Origin of the sequence: Arsenicicoccus piscis, from assembly GCF_022568835.1 — a bacterium.
Lineage (GTDB): Bacteria > Actinomycetota > Actinomycetes > Actinomycetales > Dermatophilaceae > Arsenicicoccus > Arsenicicoccus piscis.
Map to the genome: position 1 here is coordinate 55,125 of NZ_JAKZHV010000001.1, position 17,949 is coordinate 73,073.

A 17,949-nucleotide genomic window follows, 5' to 3' on the forward strand; every position below is an offset into this window, starting at 1 on the left:
ACTCGCGCGAGGAGGCCCCTCGCACGCCAGCAGTTTACGCGGTAGCCCCGCCGGTCACGCCCCGCCGTCGAGCAGCCCGCGTCGCTGCGCGGCCATCCCGAGCTGGAACCTCGTCTCCACCCCGAGCTCGTCCATCAGTGAGGCCACCCGGCGGCGCACCGTCCGCAGCGCCACACCGAGATAGCGCGCGATCGCCTCGTCCTTGTAGCCCGCGGCCATCAGCGACAGCAGCCGGCGGTCCTCGTCCAGGCCCGGCTCGACACCGGGCACGGGCAGCGCGGACTCCCACGCGAGGTCGAACAGGGTCCGGAAGGTCACGACGAGCATGGCGTCCCGGATCAGCACGTAGTCCGAGCGGACGTCGCCCCAGTCGGCCATCGCCAGCACCAGCTCGTCACCGAGCACCAGGAACTCCGAGACGTTGACGGCGGTGAGCCGCTGCTGCTCGCCCACCTCCTCGAAGCGCTTCATCCACGCGCGGCCGCCCTCCTCGTCGAGCACGGACAGCGGGTAGAGCGTGCGCAGCGGCCGTCCGGAGGAGATCGTCGCGCGGGCCAGCTCGAGCGTCGCCTCGATCCCCTCGGCGCTCCAGTCGGCCGACACGACGGTCGACCGGACCGGCCCCGAGGTCGAGCTGACCCCTTGCTGGACGATGCCGGCACCGAGGTCGGCCGGCACGACCTCCCACTTGGGGCGCCGGGTCGCGCCCTGGCCGTGCTGGTGGTCGCTCACGAACTGGGCGATGGCGTGCCGGGTGGCCTCGAGATCGACCTGGTGCTGGATCGCCTCGGCCCGTTTGGTGTCCACCAGCCGGCCGATGACGATCCGCGGGTCGTCGGCGGCGAGGTTGCCCTCGCTGTCCTCGCGCACCAGGGTGCGCTCGAGCAGGATCGACAACGCCTCGTCGGCGTCGGACATGGACCAGCCGAGGCGCTCGGCATGCGTCGCGAGGTCAGACGGCTCGGAGCGCAGGATGCGCCGGTAGAGCCGCTCAGCCGCTGCCGTGACGTGCAGAGGCGACAAATAAGAAGGCATCGTCACTTCCCCCTTGACCTGCGCTTTTGCCGTCCTGGCCAGAGGATTCCGGCTACTTGCTGCCATTGTCCACTAAGAGACAGATCCAGGCCAGTGCGTCCGGCATACTCGTCGTGTCGCCACTTCGACACGGGTCGTGCCTGAGCAACACGACGACCGTGGGCGGCACTGCCGACGGCGCGCTTGATGGCGGCGCAGCCAGTCGACAGGGGGAAGCGGTGCCGGGCCCACGGGCCCGGCACCATCCTTGTTTCTGGCGTGGCTTCTGGAATGCTCGCGGGGCTGGCGCTACTCGGCGAGGCCGAGCGCCACCGCCCCCTCCAGCGAGGAGTCCTGCAGGAACTGGGTGCAGCGGTCGCGCTCCTCCGTCTCGCCGATGGCGTCCGCCGCGTAGGCGAGCGCGGCCACCGAGCAGAGGAAGCCCCGGTTGGGCTCGTGCGACCACGGCACCTCGCCCTGGCCTCGCCAGCCCGCCTTGCGCAGCTGGTCGAGCGAGCGGTGGTAGCCGGCGCGGGCGAACGCGTAGGCGGTGACCGGGTCGCCCGCCGCGAGCGCCTTCTCGGCCAGGGTGGCCCAGGCGAGGGCGGACGACGGGTGATGGGCGGCGACCGTGCGCGGGTCGTCGCCACGAGCGAGCGACGCTGCCGCCGGGTCCTCCGGCAGCAGCGTCGGCTCGGGTCCGAGCAGGTTGTGGACCAAGAAGGTCTACCGGTCAGCCCTGGTGGGTGCCGGCGGACCGCAGGTTCTGGCAGGCCTCGACGACGCGCTGAGCCATGCCGGCCTCGGCCTCCTTGCCCCAGGCGCGCGGGTCGTAGTCCTTCTTGTTGCCGACCTCGCCGTCGATCTTCAGGACGCCTTCGTACTTGGTGAACATCCAGCCCGCGACCGGACGGGTGAAGGCGTACTGGGTGTCGGTGTCGACGTTCATCTTGACGACGCCGAAGTCGACCGCGTCCGAGATCTCCTGGGGCAGCGAGCCGGAGCCGCCGTGGAAGACCAGGTCGAGCGGCTTGTCGCCGGCCTTCAGGCCGTACTTCTCGACGATGGCGTCCTGGCACTGCTTGAGGATCTCGGGGCGCAGCTTGACGTTGCCCGGCTTGTAGACGCCGTGCACGTTGCCGAAGGTGAGGGCCGTCATGTAGCGACCCTTCTCACCGAGGCCGAGGGCCTCGACGGTCTTCAGCGCGTCCTCGGGGGTGGTGTAGAGCTGCTCGTTGATCTCGTTGGCGACACCGTCCTCCTCGCCACCGACGACGCCGATCTCGACCTCGAGGATGACGTCGATCGCGGCGCAGCGCTCGAGGAGCTCCTTGGCGATTTCGAGGTTCTTGTCGAGCGGCACGGCCGAGCCGTCCCACATGTGCGACTGGAAGATCGGCACACCGAACTTCTTGTAGTTCTCCGCGGAGGCCTCGAGCAGCGGACGGACGAACCCGTCGAGCTTGGGCTCGGGGCAGTGGTCGGTGTGCAGGACGATGTTGACGTCGTAGTTCTTGGCGACCTCGGTGGCGTAGGCGGCCAGGGCCAGCGAACCGGTCACCATGTTCTTGATGGTCGAGCCGGAGGCGTACTCGGCGCCACCGGTGGACACCTGGATGATGCCGTCCGAGCGCGCCTCGGCGAAGCCGCGGATCGCAGCCGTCACGGTCTGGGAGGACGTGACGTTGATCGCCGGGTAGGCGAAGGAACCGGCCTTCGCGCGGTCGAGCATGTCCCGGTAGACCTCGGGGGTTGCGATGGGCATGGAGTCTCCTTCGGTGCTGCGCCGGTCGGCCCCGGTGGGCCGGTCGACGACGTCGGTGAGGTACGTCACCCATCCTTCCACGAACGGCCACGCCCAACCACAACAGGGTCCGGCTACGGGGCGATCCCCCCGTCGCTGACGCGCTGACCGAAGGCGTGCCGCCGCACCCAGGCGTGCAGCGTGATCGCCGCGGCCGCGCCGGCGTTGATCGAGCGGGTCGAGCCGAACTGGGTGATCGCGAGGCACGCGTCAGCGGCCGCGAGCGCCTCCGCCGTCACGCCCGGACCCTCCTGCCCGAACAGCAGCACGCAGTGCTCCGGTAGGTCGTAGGTCTCGAGCGGCACCGACCCGGGCACGTTGTCGATGGCGAGGATCGGCAGCCGGCGCCCGCCCGGACCCGCAGTGGCCGCCCAGGCGACGAGCTCGGCCACATCGCGGTGGTGGTGCTCGTGCTGGTAGCGATCCGTCACCATGGCGCCGCGCCTGTTCCACCGACGTCGACCCACGATGTGAAACGCCTTGGCGTTGAACGCATTTGCCGTGCGGATGACCGAGCCGATGTTGAAGTCGTGGCCCCAGTTCTCGACCGCCACGTGCAGCGCGTGGCGGCGACTGTCGAGGTCGGCCACGATCGCGTCGTGCCGCCAGTAGCGGTAGTCGTCGACCACGTTGCGTCGGTCGCCCTCGGTGAGGAGCACCGGGTCCAGGTGGCCCGGCAAGGCGCCCGAGGGGTCTACCGGCCAGGGGCCGTGCCACGGCCCGACACCCACGGACGGCGTGCTGGACCCGGGCTGCTCGGGCACGTCCTGGTCTTGGCTCACGTTCAGCAGGCTAACGGCGCTCGGACAGTCCCGGCCCGTATCCTGGAGAGTGTGAGCCTGCCCCTGCTGATCGATCCTGCCCTCGTGACCTCGACCGCCCACACGGTCTACGCCGCGGTCCTGCCCACCGCCGGCGGCGCCAACTGGATGGACCCCCAGTGGCTGCTCGACACCTACGGCAACGCCTTCTTCTGGCTGTCGATGGTCATCATCTTCGTCGAGTGCGGGCTGTTCTTCCCGATCCTGCCGGGCGACTCCCTGCTGTTCTCGATCGGCCTGTTCATCAAGCGCGGTGACGTCGACATCGCCCTCGGCGTCGCCCTGGTCCTGCTGTCGCTAGCGGCCTTTGCCGGCAACGTCGTGGGCTACGAGATCGGCCGCGCCATCGGCCGACCGCTCTACGAGCGCGACGGGCGCATCCTCAAGCGCAAGTACTTCGACCAGACCATCGCCTTCTTCGACACCTACGGCAACAAGGCCCTCGTGATCGGGCGCTTCGTGCCGATCGTGCGCACCTTCATCACCGTCGTCGCCGGCGTCGGCAAGATGGACCGCAAGCGCTTCTTCACCTGGTCGGCCGTCGGCGCCGTGCTCTGGGCCGTCGGCATCACCATGCTCGGCTACCTGCTCGGCAACATCGCCTTCATCCAGAACAACCTCGAGGCCGCGATCCTGCTGATCGTCTTCGTGTCGGTGCTCCCCATGGTCTTCGAGTGGTGGATGCACAAGCGCCGTTCCCGCACGACCGTCTGAGTCGTCTGCCTGGGCGTGCTGGCCGGTTGGCCGTTCGGCTGGACTCGTGGTTCGGCTGCACTGGGTCGGCGTTCGGGCGTGCGGTCCGGTGGCGAGATGGTGGTTGGCCACCGCAGGGCCGCCGAGATGGTGGTTGGCCACCGACACGGCTGTTGTACCAGCCATCTCAGTGCCCAAGTGCCGTGTCGCCGCGTCTGGCGTGACGAACTGCCGTCTCGGTGACCAACTGACGTGTCGAGCAGGGCGGCGGCGGTGGGTGCCGGCCTCGGCGTGGCGGCCGAGTGGGGCCCTGTGGTGGGTGGGGCTGGTGGTGTTGGAGGGGTCTACGAGATGGCGTCTTGGGGGTGACGTTGCGCAGGAACCCGTGGGGTGAGCACGAAACCGTGACATGCCGGGGTCCGGGACCTGCGCGTGTCACGGTTTCGGCGGCGTGTCACGGGTTCGTGCGCGTCTGTGGGCCGCGAGCAGGGCGTTGGGCCGGCGGGCGGGGGCGTTCGGGGGCGGGCACAGCAGAAGGCACGCCCCGTGCGGGGGCGTGCCTTCTGTCCGGTAGCGAGACCGAGTCAGCTGGGGCGCTGCTGCTGGTCGTTGGAGAGGTCCAGCGGGTCGCCCTGGATCGGCTGCTGCTGGGGCGCGGCGGGCTGCGACGCGGACTGGCCCTGCACCGACTGGCCCTGAGCAGACTGGCCCTGCGGCAGGTCGCCGGACTGGGGAGCGCGGTCCTGGGGCAGGGCGGGAGCGGCGGGAGCCGGGGCCGTGCGGAACGGACCGTCCTGGGCGGGCTCGTCCTCGGCGGTGTAGGTGCGCGGGGAGCCGGTGTCGAAGTTGACCTGCGGGGTGCTGCGGGCGGTGTCCTCGACCTCGAAGTACTCCTCGCGGTGGATCGAGAAGCGCTCGGCGATCTGGTTGGTCGGGAAGGACTCGACCTTGGTGTTGAGCTCCTTGACGGTGGCGTTGTAGTAACGCCGGGCCGAGGCGATGCGGTCCTCGGTGGAGGACAGCTCCTGCTGCAGGGCGAGGAAGTTCTGGTTGGCCTGCAGCTGCGGGTAGGCCTCGGCGACGGCCATCAGCCGACCGAGCGCCTGGGTGAGCTGGCCCTCGGCGGCGGCGGTGGCCGCGGGGGTGCCCTGGGCGTTGACGGCCTGGGCGCGAGCGTTCATGACCGACTCCAGGGTGCCGCGCTCGTGCGTGGCGTAGCCCTTGACGGTCTCGACGAGGTTGGGGATGAGGTCGTGGCGACGCTTCAGCTCGACGTCGATCTGGCGCCACGACTCCTGCGTGCGGTTGCGCAACGAGATGAGCCCGTTGTACATCCCGACGAGCCACAGCCCGCCTCCGACGACGATGACCAGCAGGATGATGAGTGCGATGAGCACGTCCGGACCTCCCTGAACGGCGATGGGTCGCCTCGCAGCCTAGCGGGCCGGCGCGTGCCCTGGTCCTGGTCCGACGCCCGACGGGCTACGGGAGTTCCCGGCCAGTTGTCAGAGCGCGTCGAGCCCGAGGTCCGCGAGGGAGTAGACGAAGCGGTAGGGCACCCCGGTCTCGGCCGTGATGCGGTCGCCCGCGCCGGTGTCGCGGTCGGCGATCGTGGCGACGGCGACGACCTCGGCCCCGGCCTCGCGGCAGGCGGCGACGGCGTCGAGCGGGGAGTTGCCGGTCGTGGTGGTGTCCTCGACGACGACCACGCGGCGGCCGGCGACGGACGGGCCCTCGATGCGCTGCTGCAGGCCGTGCGCCTTGCCGGCCTTGCGCACGACGAAGGCGTCCAGCCGCTGACCGTCGGCCGCGGCGGCGTGCAGCATGGACGTGGCCACCGGGTCGGCGCCGAGGGTGAGCCCGCCGACGGCGTCGACGTCGAGGTCGCTGATCAGCTCGCGCATCACGGCGCCGACCAGCGGGGACGCCTCCCCATCGAGCGTGATGCGCCGCAGGTCGACGTAGTAGTCGGCCTCCTTGCCCGACGACAGGGTCACCCTGCCGTGGACGATCGCCTCGTCCTTGATGAGCTGCAGCAGCCGGTCCCGAGCGTCGGTGGAGGTCACGCTCGGCAGCCTAGTCGTCGCCGGTAGACCGTGCGCGTCGCGTCCGGCGCTGCTCGGCGAGCAGGCCGGTCACCCGGCGCACCACCCCCCGCGGGACCACGGCGAGCGCGCCGACGATCGCTTGGTACTGCCGACCAGGGACGCTCACCACCCGGCCGCGGGCGACGTCGGCGAGGCAGTCGCGCACCAGCTGGTCGGCGTCCAGCCACAGCGCCTCCGGCAGCGCGCCCATGCGCAGCTGGGCCCGGTCGTGGAACTCGGTGTGGGTGAATCCCGGGCAGAGCGCCGTCGCGGTGACCCCGGTGCCGGCGAGCTCGGTCGCGAGCCCCTCGGTGAAGACCCGGGCCCACGCCTTCACGGCGGAGTAGGTGCCCATCGACACGTAGGACGCGACCGACGACACCACCACGATCGCGCCGTGCCCGCGCTCGACCATGGCGCGCGCAGCAGCCTGGGACACGACCATGACCGCCCGGATCATCACCTCGACGGCCTGCTCCTCGTCGGCGATGTCCCCGCGCAGGAAGGACGAGCGCAGGCCGAAGCCGGCGTTGTTGACGAGCAGGTCGACCGGTGCGTCCCGGTCCCCCGCGCGGTCCGCGACGCGCTGCATCGCCGCCCGGTCGGCGAGATCCGCGACCAGCACCTCGCAGTGCACGCCGTGCAGGTCACCCAGCTCGTGGGCCAGCGCCTGCAGACGGGCCTCGTCGCGGGCCACGAGGACCAGGTCGTGGCCGCGAGCGGCGAGCTCGCGCGCGAACGCGAGGCCGATGCCGGCGGAGGCGCCGGTGACCAGGGCGGTAGACATGGCGCTCACTCTAGGGGCCAGGGCGCGCCCCCGCTGGGGGACGGTCTGACCATCAGGTCTGTCGGTGGTCGCCCGTAGAGTGACCGGGTGCGCATCGCTACGTGGAACTGCAACTCCATCCGCAGCCGGGTCGACCGGGCGGTGGCCCTGCTCGAGCGGCACGACCTCGACGTGCTGGCCCTGCAGGAGACCAAGTGCCGGGACGACCAGTTCCCGCTGCTGCCGTTCGAGGCGGCCGGCTACGAGGTGGCCCACCACGGCCTCAACCAGTGGAACGGCGTGGCCATCGTGTCGCGGGTCGGCCTCGAGGACGTGACCGTCGGGTTCGAGGGGATGCCCACCTTCGGCGAGCCGGAGCCCGTCGCGGAGGCCCGCGCGCTGGGGGCGACGTGCGGGGGCGTGCGGATCTGGTCGCTCTACGTGCCGAACGGGCGAGAGCTCGGACACCTGCACTACGACTACAAGCTCGCCTGGCTCGAGCAGCTGCGCGCCACCGGCGCCGGCTGGCTCGCCGACGACCCGGCCGCGCAGATCGTGCTCATGGGCGACTGGAACATCGCGCCGCGCGACGAGGACGTCTGGGACATGGAGTTCTTCGCGGGCAAGACGCACGTGTCGGCGCCCGAGCGGGCGGCCTTCCAGGCGATGGTCGACACCGGGTTCAGCGACGTGTGCGTCCGCACACGAGCGAGCCGCGCACCTACACCTACTGGGACTACACCCAGCTGCGCTTCCCCAAGAAGCAGGGCATGCGCATCGACTTCGCGCTCGCCTCCCCTGCGCTCGCCGCGCGGGTGAGCGGGGCGAGCATCGACCGCGAGGAGCGCAAGGGCAAGGGCGCGAGCGACCACGCCCCCGTGCTCGTCGAGATCGACTGAGCCCGAGCCCGGCTCACAGGGCGGCGAGGCTCAGCGGCGGCGGCATGGGGTGGATGTAACCCGGGCTGGCGACGAAGAAGTGCAGCAGCCGCACGTCGGTGTCGGCGGCCACCTGCACGAGCAGCTCGTGCCAGGCGCGGTCGGCGTCGGTGACCTGCGACCCCTGGTGCCCTACGACGGCGACGGCCGTCGCCCCCGGCCCGAGGGATCCGCCCACCGCCCAGAACAGGTTGCCCATCGCCGTGCGCGTCGTCCGGTCCGGCTCGGCGGGGCACTCGTCGGCGCAGATCGGCACCTTGAGCATGCCGAGGTCGTCGCACGCCAGCAGCGTGAGGCCGCCCTCGCGGCGGGAGCGCTCGCTGACGAGCAGGTCCACGGCCTCGCGGGCGAAGGTGGGGTCGGTGAGGGGTCGGTGCCGCAGATCGCGGGCGGTCGTCTCGGAGAACATGGGCGCATACTCACGCAAACGATGGCAAACGTGCGTCGACTTGTCCACAGGTACCCACGCGTGACCGGACATGCGCGCCGCGGACGGGCGGGTTAGGGTGCTGGCACGACGCGGGGTGCCCCACCGGGGCTGAGAACACACCCGTGGAACCTGATCTAGCTAGCACTAGCGAAGGGACGTCGATGACGACTCCGCACCGTCCGACCCAGCCGCCCACCCTCTCGGCGAGCGACCTCGCCGACAGCCTCACGACCTATCGCGAGGCCGGGCCGCTGGTCCAGTGCCTCACCAACACCGTGGTGACGAACTGGACCGCCAACGTCCTGCTGGCCTCCGGGGGCTCCCCCGCCATGGTCGACAACCCTGACGAGGCCGGGGTGTTCGCCCGTGTCGCCTCGGCGGTGCTGATCAACATGGGCACGCCCCAGGCCGCCACGGTCGCGGCCATGCACGCCGCGGTCGAGGCCTGTGCGGCCGCCGGCACCCCGTGGGTGCTCGACCCCGTCGCCGCGGGCGGGCTGCCGTGGCGGACCGAGATCGCCCGCACCCTCGTCGCCGAGCACGCACCGGCGATCATCCGTGGCAACGCCTCCGAGATCGCCGGTCTCGCCGGTGGCTCCGGCGGGCGCGGCGTCGACTCGACCGACAGCCCCGAGGCCGTCCTCGACATCGCTCGCGCGCTCGCGACCGAGCACGGTTGCGTCGTCGCCGTCAGCGGCCCGGTCGACCACCTCACCGACGGCGACCGGCTGGTGCGCCTCGCCAACGGGCACGCGCTGATGACCCAGGTCACCGGCGTCGGGTGCTCCCTCGGTGCCCTGATGGCTGGTTTCGCCGGCAGCGTCGACGACCCGCTGCTCGCCGCGGCCGGCGCCACCGCGCTGCTGACCATCGCGGCCGAGCGTGCGGCCGAGTCTGCTTCTGGGCCAGGCTCTTTCGCCGTAGCCCTCCTCGACCAGTTGGCAGCCGTGACGCCCGAGGACGTCGACGCGTCAGCGCGGGTGTCCTGATGCATCGGCGCCCGCTGGACCTCACCCTCTATCTGGTCACCGACACCAGGATGTGCGGTGGCCCGGCCGAGGTCGCCGCGACCGCGGTCGCCGCGGTGGAGGGCGGCGTCACGCTCGTGCAGGTGCGCGACCCCCACGCCGACGATCGCGAGTTCACCTCTCTGGCAAGGGGGGTCACCACCGCACTGGCCGGATCCGGGGTCCCCGTGCTGCTCAACGACCGGGTCCACCTGGTCGCCGAGACCGGCGCACACGGCGCGCACGTGGGTCAGCACGACCTCGACGTGCGCGCGGCACGGGAGCTGCTCGGCCCGGACCTGCTGCTGGGGCTCTCCTGCCAGTCCGTCGCCCACGTCGACGCGGTCGACGAGCTACTAGAGGAGGACCCGCAGATGCTCGACTACCTCGGCATCGGCCCGGTCTGGGAGCAGGCCACGAAGCCGGACGCGGCCCAGCCCGGCGGCATCGAGCGTCTCGTAGACCTCGGCGCACGGACGCCGCTGCCGTGCGTCGCGATCGGCGGCATCGACGTGCACCGCATCGGGCTGGTCGCACGCAGCGGGGTGGCCGGGGCGGCCGTGGTCAGCGCGATCTGCACCAGCCCCCACCCCACTCTGTCGGCTCATCGGCTGCGCCAGGCCTGGGAGGAGAACCGTTGAGCACCAACCAGATCCAGACGAGCCGAGCACTCACCCATGGCCAGGTGCCCACGGCGCTGTCGATCGCGGGCAGCGACCCGTCGGGCGGCGCGGGGATCCAGGCCGACCTGAAGACCTTCTCGGCGCTCGGGGTCTACGGGATGTGCGCCATCACGGCGCTGACGGCGCAGAACACCCGTGGCGTCACGGGTGTGCACGTGCCGCCGGCGGCGTTCCTGCGCGACCAGCTCGACGCCCTGGCGGCCGACGTGCGCATCGACGCGATCAAGATCGGCATGCTCGCCGACGCCGAGGTGGTGACGGTCGTGAGCGACTGGTTGGACGAGTTCCTCGCTGCGCGAACGGGATTCGACGCGGTCGTGCTCGACCCGGTCATGGTGGCCACCAGCGGTGACCGGCTGCTGGACGAGGCCGCGGTCGCCGCGGTCCGCGAGCTGGTCCCCCGCGCGTCCATCATCACGCCCAACCTGCCCGAGGCGGCGGTCCTGCTGGACGCCGGCCCAGCTACGTCGATCGACGAGATGCGCTCGCAGGCAACCGGTCTCGTCGCCGCAGGCGCACGGCGGGTGCTGCTCAAGGGCGGGCACCGCACCGAGGATCGCGCCGCGACCGACGTCCTGGCCGACGGGTCCGCCGTGCACGAGATCACCGGCCGACACGTCGACACCGAGCACACCCACGGCACCGGGTGCACGTTGTCGTCGGCCCTCGCCGCCCTGCGGCCCCAGCGGGCCGGTTGGCTCGAGACCGTCCAGGACGCCAAGGCCTGGCTCACGGGTGCGCTGGAGGCGGCCGACGTCCTGCAGGTCGGTCACGGGCACGGCCCCGTCCACCACTTCCACGAGCTCTGGGCGCGAGAGGACAAGACCCAGCGATGACCTTCACCGACGACACCTGGTCGCGGATCGCGGCGATCCGCACGGCGATCGACGAGCTGCCCTTCGTGCGGGGACTCGCCGACGGCACCCTCGACCGGCAGCGGTTCGTGCACTACCTGGCGCAGGACGCCCTCTATCTCGGGGACTACTCGAGGGCTCTCGCCGGGCTCGCCGCGCAGAGCACCGTCGCCGACGACGCGCTCTTCTGGTCGCGCTCGGCGGCGTCCGCGCTGGTCGTCGAGCGCGAGCTGCACGGGTCGCACGTGGCCGACCTGTCGGCCGCCACGATGAGCCCCACCTGCCGGGCCTACACGAGCTATCTGCTCGCGCGACAGACCGAGGGCTGCTACCCCGTGGCCGCGGCCGCGGTGCTGCCCTGCTACTGGATCTACCAGGACGTGGGCGACGACCTGCTGCGTGCGGCGGGCGGTGCGGACGGCGACCTCGCGGGCCATCCCTACGCCGACTGGATCTCGATGTATGCCGACGCGGAGTTCGCCGAGTCCGTCGAGCAGGCCAAGGCCATCGTGGACCGGCTCGCCGCGAGCGCCGACCCCGCGGTGGTCGACCGGATGCACGAGGCGTTCGCGACGGCGGCACGCTACGAGTGGATGTTCTGGGACGCGGCGTGGCGCGAGGAGGGCTGGCCGGTCTGAGAGGCTAGCCCCATGAGCGAGCCAGGCACGACGACCCTGTCGCCGATCATCGCGGTCACCGGCACGCGCGGCGCGGTGGGCACGAGCGTCGTCGTCCGGGCGCTGCAGGTCGGCCTCGAGGAGCAGGGGCTGCGGGTCCGGGTCGTGCAGCTCGACCGCCCGTCCCTGGCCAGGCCCGACCCGGCGGCGCCTCCGCTGCCGGTGATCGTCCGCGCGGCCGAGATCGCCGGGGTGGCTCGCGGCGAGGACGTAGACCTCGTGCTGATCGACTGCGCGGGCGGCCTGCTCGTGCCTCGCGACCTGTCCGGCGCAGCCCTCACCGACCTCGCTCGCAACCTCGACGACCTCGGCGGTCGGGTCGGGCTCGTCGTGGTCACCGGGCACGAGCCCGACGACGTGGAGCACGCCGCCCTCACCGGCGCGGTGCTGCGCGCCCGCGGCCTCGACGGTCTGGGCATCGCCGTGGGGTCGTGGCCCGAGGAGCCCACCGAGGACCAGGTGGCGGTGCGCGACGCGCTCGAGCCCGCGACCGGTCTACCCCTGCTCGGGAGCGTGCCGGCCGGGGCCGGGGCGTGGCCCGAGCAGGAGTTCGCCGACCGGGCAGGGGCGTGGTTGCCGCTGTGACGACCACCGGACCGAGCTAGCGCGGGCTACGCGCTGGGACGCAGCACCAGACCCTCGCCGCCGCCCTCACCGCCCTCACCGGCAGCACGGTCTACGGTCACCGTGCCGCCGTCGTGGACCTGACCGGCGAGGATGAGCTTGGCGAGCTCGTCGCCGATCTCCTTCTGCACCAGTCGACGCAGCGGTCGCGCGCCGTAGGCGGGGTCGTAGCCGGTCATCGCCAGCCACTCCTTCGCGGCGTCGGTCACGGTGAGGGTGATCCGCCGGTCGGAGAGCCGGCGCGCCATCTCGTCGACCTGCAGGTCGACGATGTGGCTCAGCTCGTCGAGGCTGAGCGGCTCGAAGATGACGACCTCGTCGAGGCGGTTGAGGAACTCCGGCTTGAACGTCGAGCGCACGGTCGCCATGACCGCCTCGCGCTTGGCGTCGTCGGCCATCGTCGGGTCGGTGAGGAACTGCGAGCCGAGGTTGGAGGTCATCACAAGGATCACGTTGCGGAAGTCCACGACCCGGCCCTGGCCGTCGGTGAGCCGGCCGTCGTCGAGCACCTGCAGCAGGATGTCGAAGGTCTCGGGGTGGGCCTTCTCGACCTCGTCCAGGAGCACGACGCTGTAGGGCCGGCGGCGCACCGCCTCGGTCAGCTGGCCGCCCTCCTCGTAGCCGACGTAGCCGGGAGGCGCTCCGATGAGGCGCGCCACGGCGTGCCGCTCGGAGTACTCGGACATGTCGATCCGCACCATGGCGCGGTCGTCGTCGAAGAGGAAGTCGGCGAGCGCCTTGGCGAGCTCGGTCTTGCCGACACCGGTCGGACCGAGGAAGAGGAACGAGCCGGTCGGGCGGTTCGGGTCCGAGACGCCCGCGCGCGAACGGCGCACCGCGTCGGACACGGCCTCGACCGCGGACTTCTGGCCGATCAGGCGCCCGGCGATGACGGACTCCATGCGCAGCAGCTTGTCGGACTCACCCTCGAGCAGGCGCCCGGCGGGGATGCCGGTCCAGGACGAGATGACCTCGGCGATGGCGTCGGAGTCGACCTCCTCGCCGACCATCGGGGCCTCCAGCGAGCGCTGCGCCTCGGACTCGGCAGCGGCCGCTGCCTCGAGCTCCTTCTCCAGTGCGGGGATCTCGCCGTACATGATCGGCGCGGCCTCGTTGAGCTTGCCCTCGCGGATGAGGACGTCGGCGCGCGAGCGCGCCTCGTCGAGCTGGGCCTTCAGCTCACCGACCCGGTTCAGCCCGGCCTTCTCGGCCTCCCAGCGGGCGGTGAGCCCGGCGAGCTCCTCGCTTCGGTCGGCGATCTCCTTGCGGATCCGGCCGAGCCGCTCCTTGGAGGCGGCGTCGCTCTCCTGGGAGAGGTGGAACTCCTCCATCTTGAGGCGCTCGACGCCGCGGCGGAGCTCGTCGATCTCGACGGGCGAGGAGTCGATCTCCATGCGCAGCCGCGAGGCGGCCTCGTCGACCAGGTCGATCGCCTTGTCGGGCAGCTGGCGGCCGGTGATGTAACGGTCGGAGAGCGTGGCGGCAGCGACCAGCGCGGAGTCGGCGATGGCTACCTTGTGGTGCGCCTCGTAGCGCTCCTTGAGACCACGCAGGATCGCGATGGTGTCCTCGACGGAGGGCTCCCCGACGAAGACCTGCTGGAAGCGACGCTCGAGCGCCGAGTCCTTCTCGATGTTCTCGCGGTACTCGTCCAGGGTCGTGGCACCGATGAGGCGCAGCTCGCCGCGGGCCAGCAGCGGCTTGAGCATGTTGCCGGCATCCATCGAGGAGTCGCCGGACGCGCCGGCCCCGACGATGGTGTGGATCTCGTCGATGAAGGTGACGATCTCGCCGTCGGCGGCACGGATCTCGTCGAGCACGGCCTTGAGCCGCTCCTCGAACTCGCCGCGGTACTTCGCACCCGCGACCATCGCGCCGAGGTCGAGCGAGATCAGCCGCTTGCCGCGCAGGCTCTCGGGGACGTCGCCCGCGACCATCCGCTGGGCCAGCCCCTCGACGACGGCGGTCTTGCCGACGCCGGGCTCACCGATCAGGACGGGGTTGTTCTTGGTGCGGCGCGACAGCACCTGCACGACGCGGCGGATCTCCGAGTCGCGGCCGATGACCGGGTCGAGCTTGCCGCTGCGGGCGATCTCGGTGAGGTCGGTGCCGTACTTCGCGAGCGCCTCGGTCGTGCCCTCGGGGTTGGCCGAGGTGACCTTGGCACCGCCGCGGACGACCGGGATGGCCTCCTCGATCTTGGCGGCGTCCAGCCCGAACTGGCCGGTGCGGGCGAGCGCGAGCAGCAGGTGGTCGGTCGAGATGAACGAGTCGCCCATGGCCGCCATGGCGTTGTTGGCCTGCTCCAGGACGTTGCGCAGCGCGGACGACGCGGCCGGGGTGGCGACGGAGCTGCCCGAGACCTTGGGCAGCCGCGCGATGATCTCGGCGGTGGCCCGGGCGACGGCTTGGCGCGAGGCGCCGCTGGCGTCGATGAGCGGGCCGGTCGTGCTGTCCTGCTGGGCGAGCAGGGCGGTCATGAGGTGGGCCGGCTCGACCTGGGCGTTGCCCGCGGCGGTGGCGTCGTGCACGGCCGCGGCGCAGGCCTCCTGGGCCTTCGTGGTGAAGGAGAGCTCCATCAGGGGTTGGTGTTCCTTTGCTCGGTGGGACGTCGGACTATCTGCAGGCGTCAACCTGGCCGAAGTTGAGTCTATTCCGCTCAACTTCTCGGTTCGCCTGCTGTTCACGAGGCATCTGCGAGACTGGGCCGGACGCGACCGAAGGGGGGTAGAGCGTGCTGAGCTGGCTGCACTGGCCGGACACCTGGTTGAGCATCACCGGCGCCGTGATCATCGTGGTCGACCTCGTCTTCCGGGTCGTCGCCGCCGCCGTCGTGTCCAACAACCGCCGCCCCTCCTCCGCGCTCGCCTGGCTGCTCGCGATCTTCTTCATCCCCTTCGTCGGGCTGTTCGCGTTCATCATGATCGGCTCCCCCAAGCTGCCCCGGCACCGTCGCAACAAGCAGCGCCGGGTCTCCGAGGTCATCCTCGAGCGCACCTCGGGGCTGTCTGCGCAGAGCCCCGACTCGGCGCCGCCGTGGCTGGCGTCCGTCACCACGCTCAACCGTCGCCTCGGGGCGATGCCGATGCTGGCGGGCAACGCGGCCAGCCTGGAGTCGGGCTACGCCGAGTCGTTCACCAAGATGATCGAGGCGATCGACGGCGCGACCGAGTACGTCCACGCCGAGTTCTACATCCTGTCGTTGGACGAGACGACGGCGCCGGTCTTCGACGCGCTGGAGCGGGCCGCTGCGCGCGGCGCCGAGGTGCGGGTGCTGTTCGACCACCTCGCGTCGCTGCGCATCACCGGTTATCGGGCGACCAAGGCCCGGCTGCGCACGATGGGGGTCGAGTGGCACCCGATGCTGTCGATCAACCCGTTCAAGCGCGAGCTGCTGCGGCCCGACCTGCGCAACCACCGCAAGCTGCTCATCATCGACGGCGCGGTGGGTTTCATCGGCTCGCAGAACCTCATCGACGCGCGCTACGGCAAGAAGGCCAACCGACGCAAGGGCCGCGAATGGGTCGACGTGATGGCCCGATTCACCGGCCCGGTGGTCTACGAGCTCGACGCGGTCTTTCGCACCGACTGGTACAGCGAGACCGACGAGCTGCTCGACGTCGCACCGGACGCCCTGTCCCGGCAGGTGGCCGAGGTGGAGCCCGGTGACGCGCGCGACCTCTACGCGCAGGTGGTGCCGAGTGGGCCGGGCTTCGAGGGCGAGAACAACCTCAAGCTGTTCAACTCGCTGATCTACCACGGCAACGAGCGGGTGTCGATGATCAGCCCCTACTTCGTGCCGGACGAGTCGCTGCTGATGGCCGTGACCACCGCGGCCGAGCAGGGCCTGGACGTCGAGCTGTTCGTGTCGGAGAAGTCCGACCAGTGGCTGGTGCACCACGCCCAGCGCTCCTACTACGAGCTGCTGCTGCTCGCCGGCGTGAAGATCTGGATGTATCCGCAGCCCTATGTGCTGCACAAGACGCTCACCGTCGACGGGCAGACCAGCGTCGTCGGCTCGTCCAACATGGACATGCGCTCCTTCACCCTCAACCTCGAGTGCTCGGTGCTGGTCGAGGGCGAGGCGTTCTGCCGGCAGGTCATCGCCTACGAGGACGACCTGCGGTCCGTGTCCACGCTGCTCGACCTCACCACCTGGAAGCGTCGACCGTGGCACGAGCAGATCGCCGACGGAGTCGCTCGCCTCACCTCGGCCCTCGTGTGAGGATGGCGCCATGGCTCCCACCACGTCCCGCGATCCGGCACCACCGCGCGTCGAGGCCGTCGAGGGCGACATCACCCGCGAGCAGGTCGACGCCATCGTCAACGCCGCGAACTCCTCGCTGCGCGGAGGTGGTGGCGTCGACGGCGCCATCCACCGCGCCGCCGGGCCGGTGCTGCTCGAGGAGTGCGAGGAGCTGCGTGCGGGTCCGTTGCCGGCCGGGCTGCCGGTCGGTCAGGCCGTAGCCACCGGCGCGGGTCAGCTGGCCGCGAGCCACGTCATCCACACCGTCGGCCCCAATCGCCATGCCGGACAGACGAATCCAGCGCTGCTGCGGTCCTGCTTCACCGAGTCGCTGCGGATCGCCGAGGAGCTCGGCGCTCGCACCGTAGCCCTCCCCGCCGTCAGTGCCGGGGTCTACGGCTGGGACATCGACGAGGTCGCGCGGATCGCGGTCGACGCGGCTCGGTCGCACCGGGGCCGGTCGGTCGAGATCGTGCGCTTCGTGCTGTTCGGCGCGCCCGCGCTGCAGGCGTTCGAGCGCGCGCTGGCGGTGGAGTCATGAGGCTGCGCGTCGCCGCCGCCCAGCTGTCGAGCGGGCGCGAGAAGGAGGACAACCTCGCCGCCGCCCTCGTCGCGATCGACGAGGCCGCCGACGCGGGCGCCACGCTCGTCGTGCTGCCGGAGGCCACGATGGTGTCCTTCGACACCTCGCTGCTCCCCTACGCCGAGACGCTCGACGGGCCGTTCGCCCAGTCGCTGCGCAGCGCCGCCGAGTCGCGCGAGATCACTGTGGTGGCAGGCATGTTCGAGCCGTCGGGGGACGGTCGGGTCTACAACACCTTGCTGGCGACGGGTCGCGGCGTCGAGGCGGCGTATCGCAAGATCCATCTCTACGACGCGTTCGGGTCGCGCGAGTCCGAGACCGTCGCGCCCGGGCACGAGCTCGTCGACATCGAGGTGGACGGCGTCCGGGTGGGGCTCGCCACCTGCTACGACCTGCGCTTCCCGGACCACTTCACCGAGCTGGCACGCCGAGGCGCCGAGGTCTTCGCGGTGCCCGCCAGCTGGGGCGACGGCCCGGGCAAGCAGGAGCAGTGGGACCTGCTCACGCGGGCCCGGGCCGCGGACGGTCAGGCCTTCGTCGTCGCGGCCGGACAGGCCTGGCGACGGGAGTCGGTGCGCGGACCCCTCGGGATGGGGCGCAGCGTCGTCGTCGACCCGACCGGCACGGTGCGGGCCCGGCTCGGCGGTCGACCCGAGCTGCTCGTCACCGACATCGACACCGAGCTGGTGAAGCAGACGCGCCGGTCCGTGCCGATCCTGTGA

Annotated in this window: 18 protein-coding genes, 1 pseudogene and 1 riboswitch; of the genes and pseudogenes, 10 read left to right on the top strand and 9 right to left on the bottom strand. The window is 71.3% G+C overall.

Annotated elements, in window-relative coordinates:
* Positions 1 to 54 precede the first annotated feature (54 nt).
* The 4 genes from MM440_RS00280 to MM440_RS00295 all read right to left on the bottom strand — a co-directional run bounded on the left by MM440_RS00280 (position 55) and on the right by MM440_RS00295 (position 3,600).
* On the bottom strand, positions 55 to 1,035 hold the full coding sequence (locus MM440_RS00280) for a helix-turn-helix transcriptional regulator (protein WP_241441217.1): 981 nt from the start codon (positions 1,033 to 1,035) through the stop codon (positions 55 to 57).
* Positions 1,036 to 1,323: 288 nt separating this feature from the next.
* Entirely contained in the window at positions 1,324 to 1,734 is a 411-nt protein-coding gene (locus MM440_RS00285; protein WP_241441218.1) for a DUF3151 domain-containing protein, read from the bottom strand.
* A gap of 13 nt (positions 1,735 to 1,747) precedes the next feature.
* Entirely contained in the window at positions 1,748 to 2,779 is a 1,032-nt protein-coding gene (gene fbaA, locus MM440_RS00290; RefSeq protein WP_241441696.1) for a class II fructose-bisphosphate aldolase, read from the bottom strand.
* 113 nt (positions 2,780 to 2,892) lie between these two features.
* Complete coding sequence (locus MM440_RS00295) at positions 2,893 to 3,600, bottom strand: TrmH family RNA methyltransferase (protein WP_420914113.1); 708 nt, start codon at positions 3,598 to 3,600, stop codon at positions 2,893 to 2,895.
* A gap of 147 nt (positions 3,601 to 3,747) precedes the next feature.
* Between MM440_RS00295 and MM440_RS00300 the strand changes: the two genes are divergently transcribed.
* A complete protein-coding gene (locus tag MM440_RS00300; RefSeq protein WP_241441700.1) occupies positions 3,748 to 4,353 on the top strand; it encodes a DedA family protein in 606 nt (201 codons plus the stop codon).
* Positions 4,354 to 4,916: 563 nt separating this feature from the next.
* Here the strand turns inward: MM440_RS00300 and MM440_RS00305 are convergent.
* The 3 genes from MM440_RS00305 to MM440_RS00315 all read right to left on the bottom strand — a co-directional run bounded on the left by MM440_RS00305 (position 4,917) and on the right by MM440_RS00315 (position 7,206).
* Entirely contained in the window at positions 4,917 to 5,729 is an 813-nt protein-coding gene (locus MM440_RS00305; protein ID WP_241441219.1) for a LemA family protein, read from the bottom strand.
* 108 nt (positions 5,730 to 5,837) lie between these two features.
* Complete coding sequence (gene pyrE / locus MM440_RS00310; protein ID WP_241441220.1) at positions 5,838 to 6,398, bottom strand: orotate phosphoribosyltransferase; 561 nt, start codon at positions 6,396 to 6,398, stop codon at positions 5,838 to 5,840.
* A gap of 10 nt (positions 6,399 to 6,408) precedes the next feature.
* Positions 6,409 to 7,206 (bottom strand): SDR family NAD(P)-dependent oxidoreductase, encoded by a 798-nt coding sequence (locus MM440_RS00315; RefSeq protein WP_241441221.1) that lies wholly within the window; start codon positions 7,204 to 7,206, stop codon positions 6,409 to 6,411.
* 141 nt (positions 7,207 to 7,347) lie between these two features.
* Between MM440_RS00315 and MM440_RS00320 the strand changes: the two are divergent.
* Positions 7,348 to 8,084, top strand: a pseudogene (locus tag MM440_RS00320) (exodeoxyribonuclease III).
* Between the two features lie 13 nt (positions 8,085 to 8,097).
* Here the strand turns inward: MM440_RS00320 and MM440_RS00325 are convergent.
* Complete coding sequence (locus MM440_RS00325; protein ID WP_241441223.1) at positions 8,098 to 8,532, bottom strand: hypothetical protein; 435 nt, start codon at positions 8,530 to 8,532, stop codon at positions 8,098 to 8,100.
* A 101-nt stretch (positions 8,533 to 8,633) separates the two neighbouring features.
* Positions 8,634 to 8,726: riboswitch (TPP riboswitch) on the top strand.
* On the opposite strand from MM440_RS00325, the gene thiM reads away from it, so the two are divergent.
* From thiM to MM440_RS00350, 5 genes are all read left to right on the top strand, one after another.
* Positions 8,715 to 9,542, top strand: a complete 828-nt coding sequence (thiM, locus tag MM440_RS00330; protein ID WP_241441224.1) for a hydroxyethylthiazole kinase — start codon at positions 8,715 to 8,717, stop codon at positions 9,540 to 9,542. It overlaps the preceding riboswitch by 12 nt.
* On the top strand, positions 9,542 to 10,201 hold the full coding sequence (gene thiE / locus MM440_RS00335) for a thiamine phosphate synthase (protein WP_241441225.1): 660 nt from the start codon (positions 9,542 to 9,544) through the stop codon (positions 10,199 to 10,201). The genes thiM and thiE overlap by 1 nt, the downstream gene beginning before the upstream one ends.
* Positions 10,198 to 11,079, top strand: coding sequence for a bifunctional hydroxymethylpyrimidine kinase/phosphomethylpyrimidine kinase (thiD, locus tag MM440_RS00340; protein ID WP_241441226.1), 882 nt, complete (start codon positions 10,198 to 10,200; stop codon positions 11,077 to 11,079). Before thiE ends, thiD begins: the two co-directional genes overlap by 4 nt.
* Entirely contained in the window at positions 11,076 to 11,735 is a 660-nt protein-coding gene (locus tag MM440_RS00345) for a TenA family protein (RefSeq protein ID WP_241441227.1), read from the top strand. Before thiD ends, MM440_RS00345 begins: the two co-directional genes overlap by 4 nt.
* Before the next feature lie 12 nt (positions 11,736 to 11,747).
* On the top strand, positions 11,748 to 12,359 hold the full coding sequence (locus MM440_RS00350) for an AAA family ATPase (protein ID WP_241441228.1): 612 nt from the start codon (positions 11,748 to 11,750) through the stop codon (positions 12,357 to 12,359).
* 26 nt (positions 12,360 to 12,385) lie between these two features.
* Here MM440_RS00350 and clpB read toward each other — a convergent pair whose 3' ends face one another.
* Positions 12,386 to 14,977, bottom strand: a complete 2,592-nt coding sequence (clpB, locus tag MM440_RS00355; protein WP_241441229.1) for an ATP-dependent chaperone ClpB — start codon at positions 14,975 to 14,977, stop codon at positions 12,386 to 12,388.
* Between the two features lie 155 nt (positions 14,978 to 15,132).
* On the opposite strand from clpB, the gene cls reads away from it, so the two are divergent.
* From cls to MM440_RS00370, 3 genes are read left to right on the top strand one after another with little or no spacing between them, the layout of a single operon-like run.
* The gene (gene cls, locus MM440_RS00360; protein ID WP_241441230.1) at positions 15,133 to 16,623 is read left to right on the top strand and encodes a cardiolipin synthase; all 1,491 of its coding nucleotides are present in this window, start codon (positions 15,133 to 15,135) and stop codon (positions 16,621 to 16,623) included.
* A gap of 10 nt (positions 16,624 to 16,633) precedes the next feature.
* Positions 16,634 to 17,185: an O-acetyl-ADP-ribose deacetylase gene (locus tag MM440_RS00365; RefSeq protein WP_241441231.1), complete on the top strand. Its 552-nt coding sequence runs from the start codon at positions 16,634 to 16,636 to the stop codon at positions 17,183 to 17,185.
* Positions 17,182 to 17,949 carry a carbon-nitrogen hydrolase family protein gene (locus MM440_RS00370; RefSeq protein WP_241441232.1) on the top strand — a complete coding sequence of 256 codons (768 nt, stop codon included), beginning with the start codon at positions 17,182 to 17,184 and terminating at the stop codon, positions 17,947 to 17,949. The genes MM440_RS00365 and MM440_RS00370 overlap by 4 nt, the downstream gene beginning before the upstream one ends.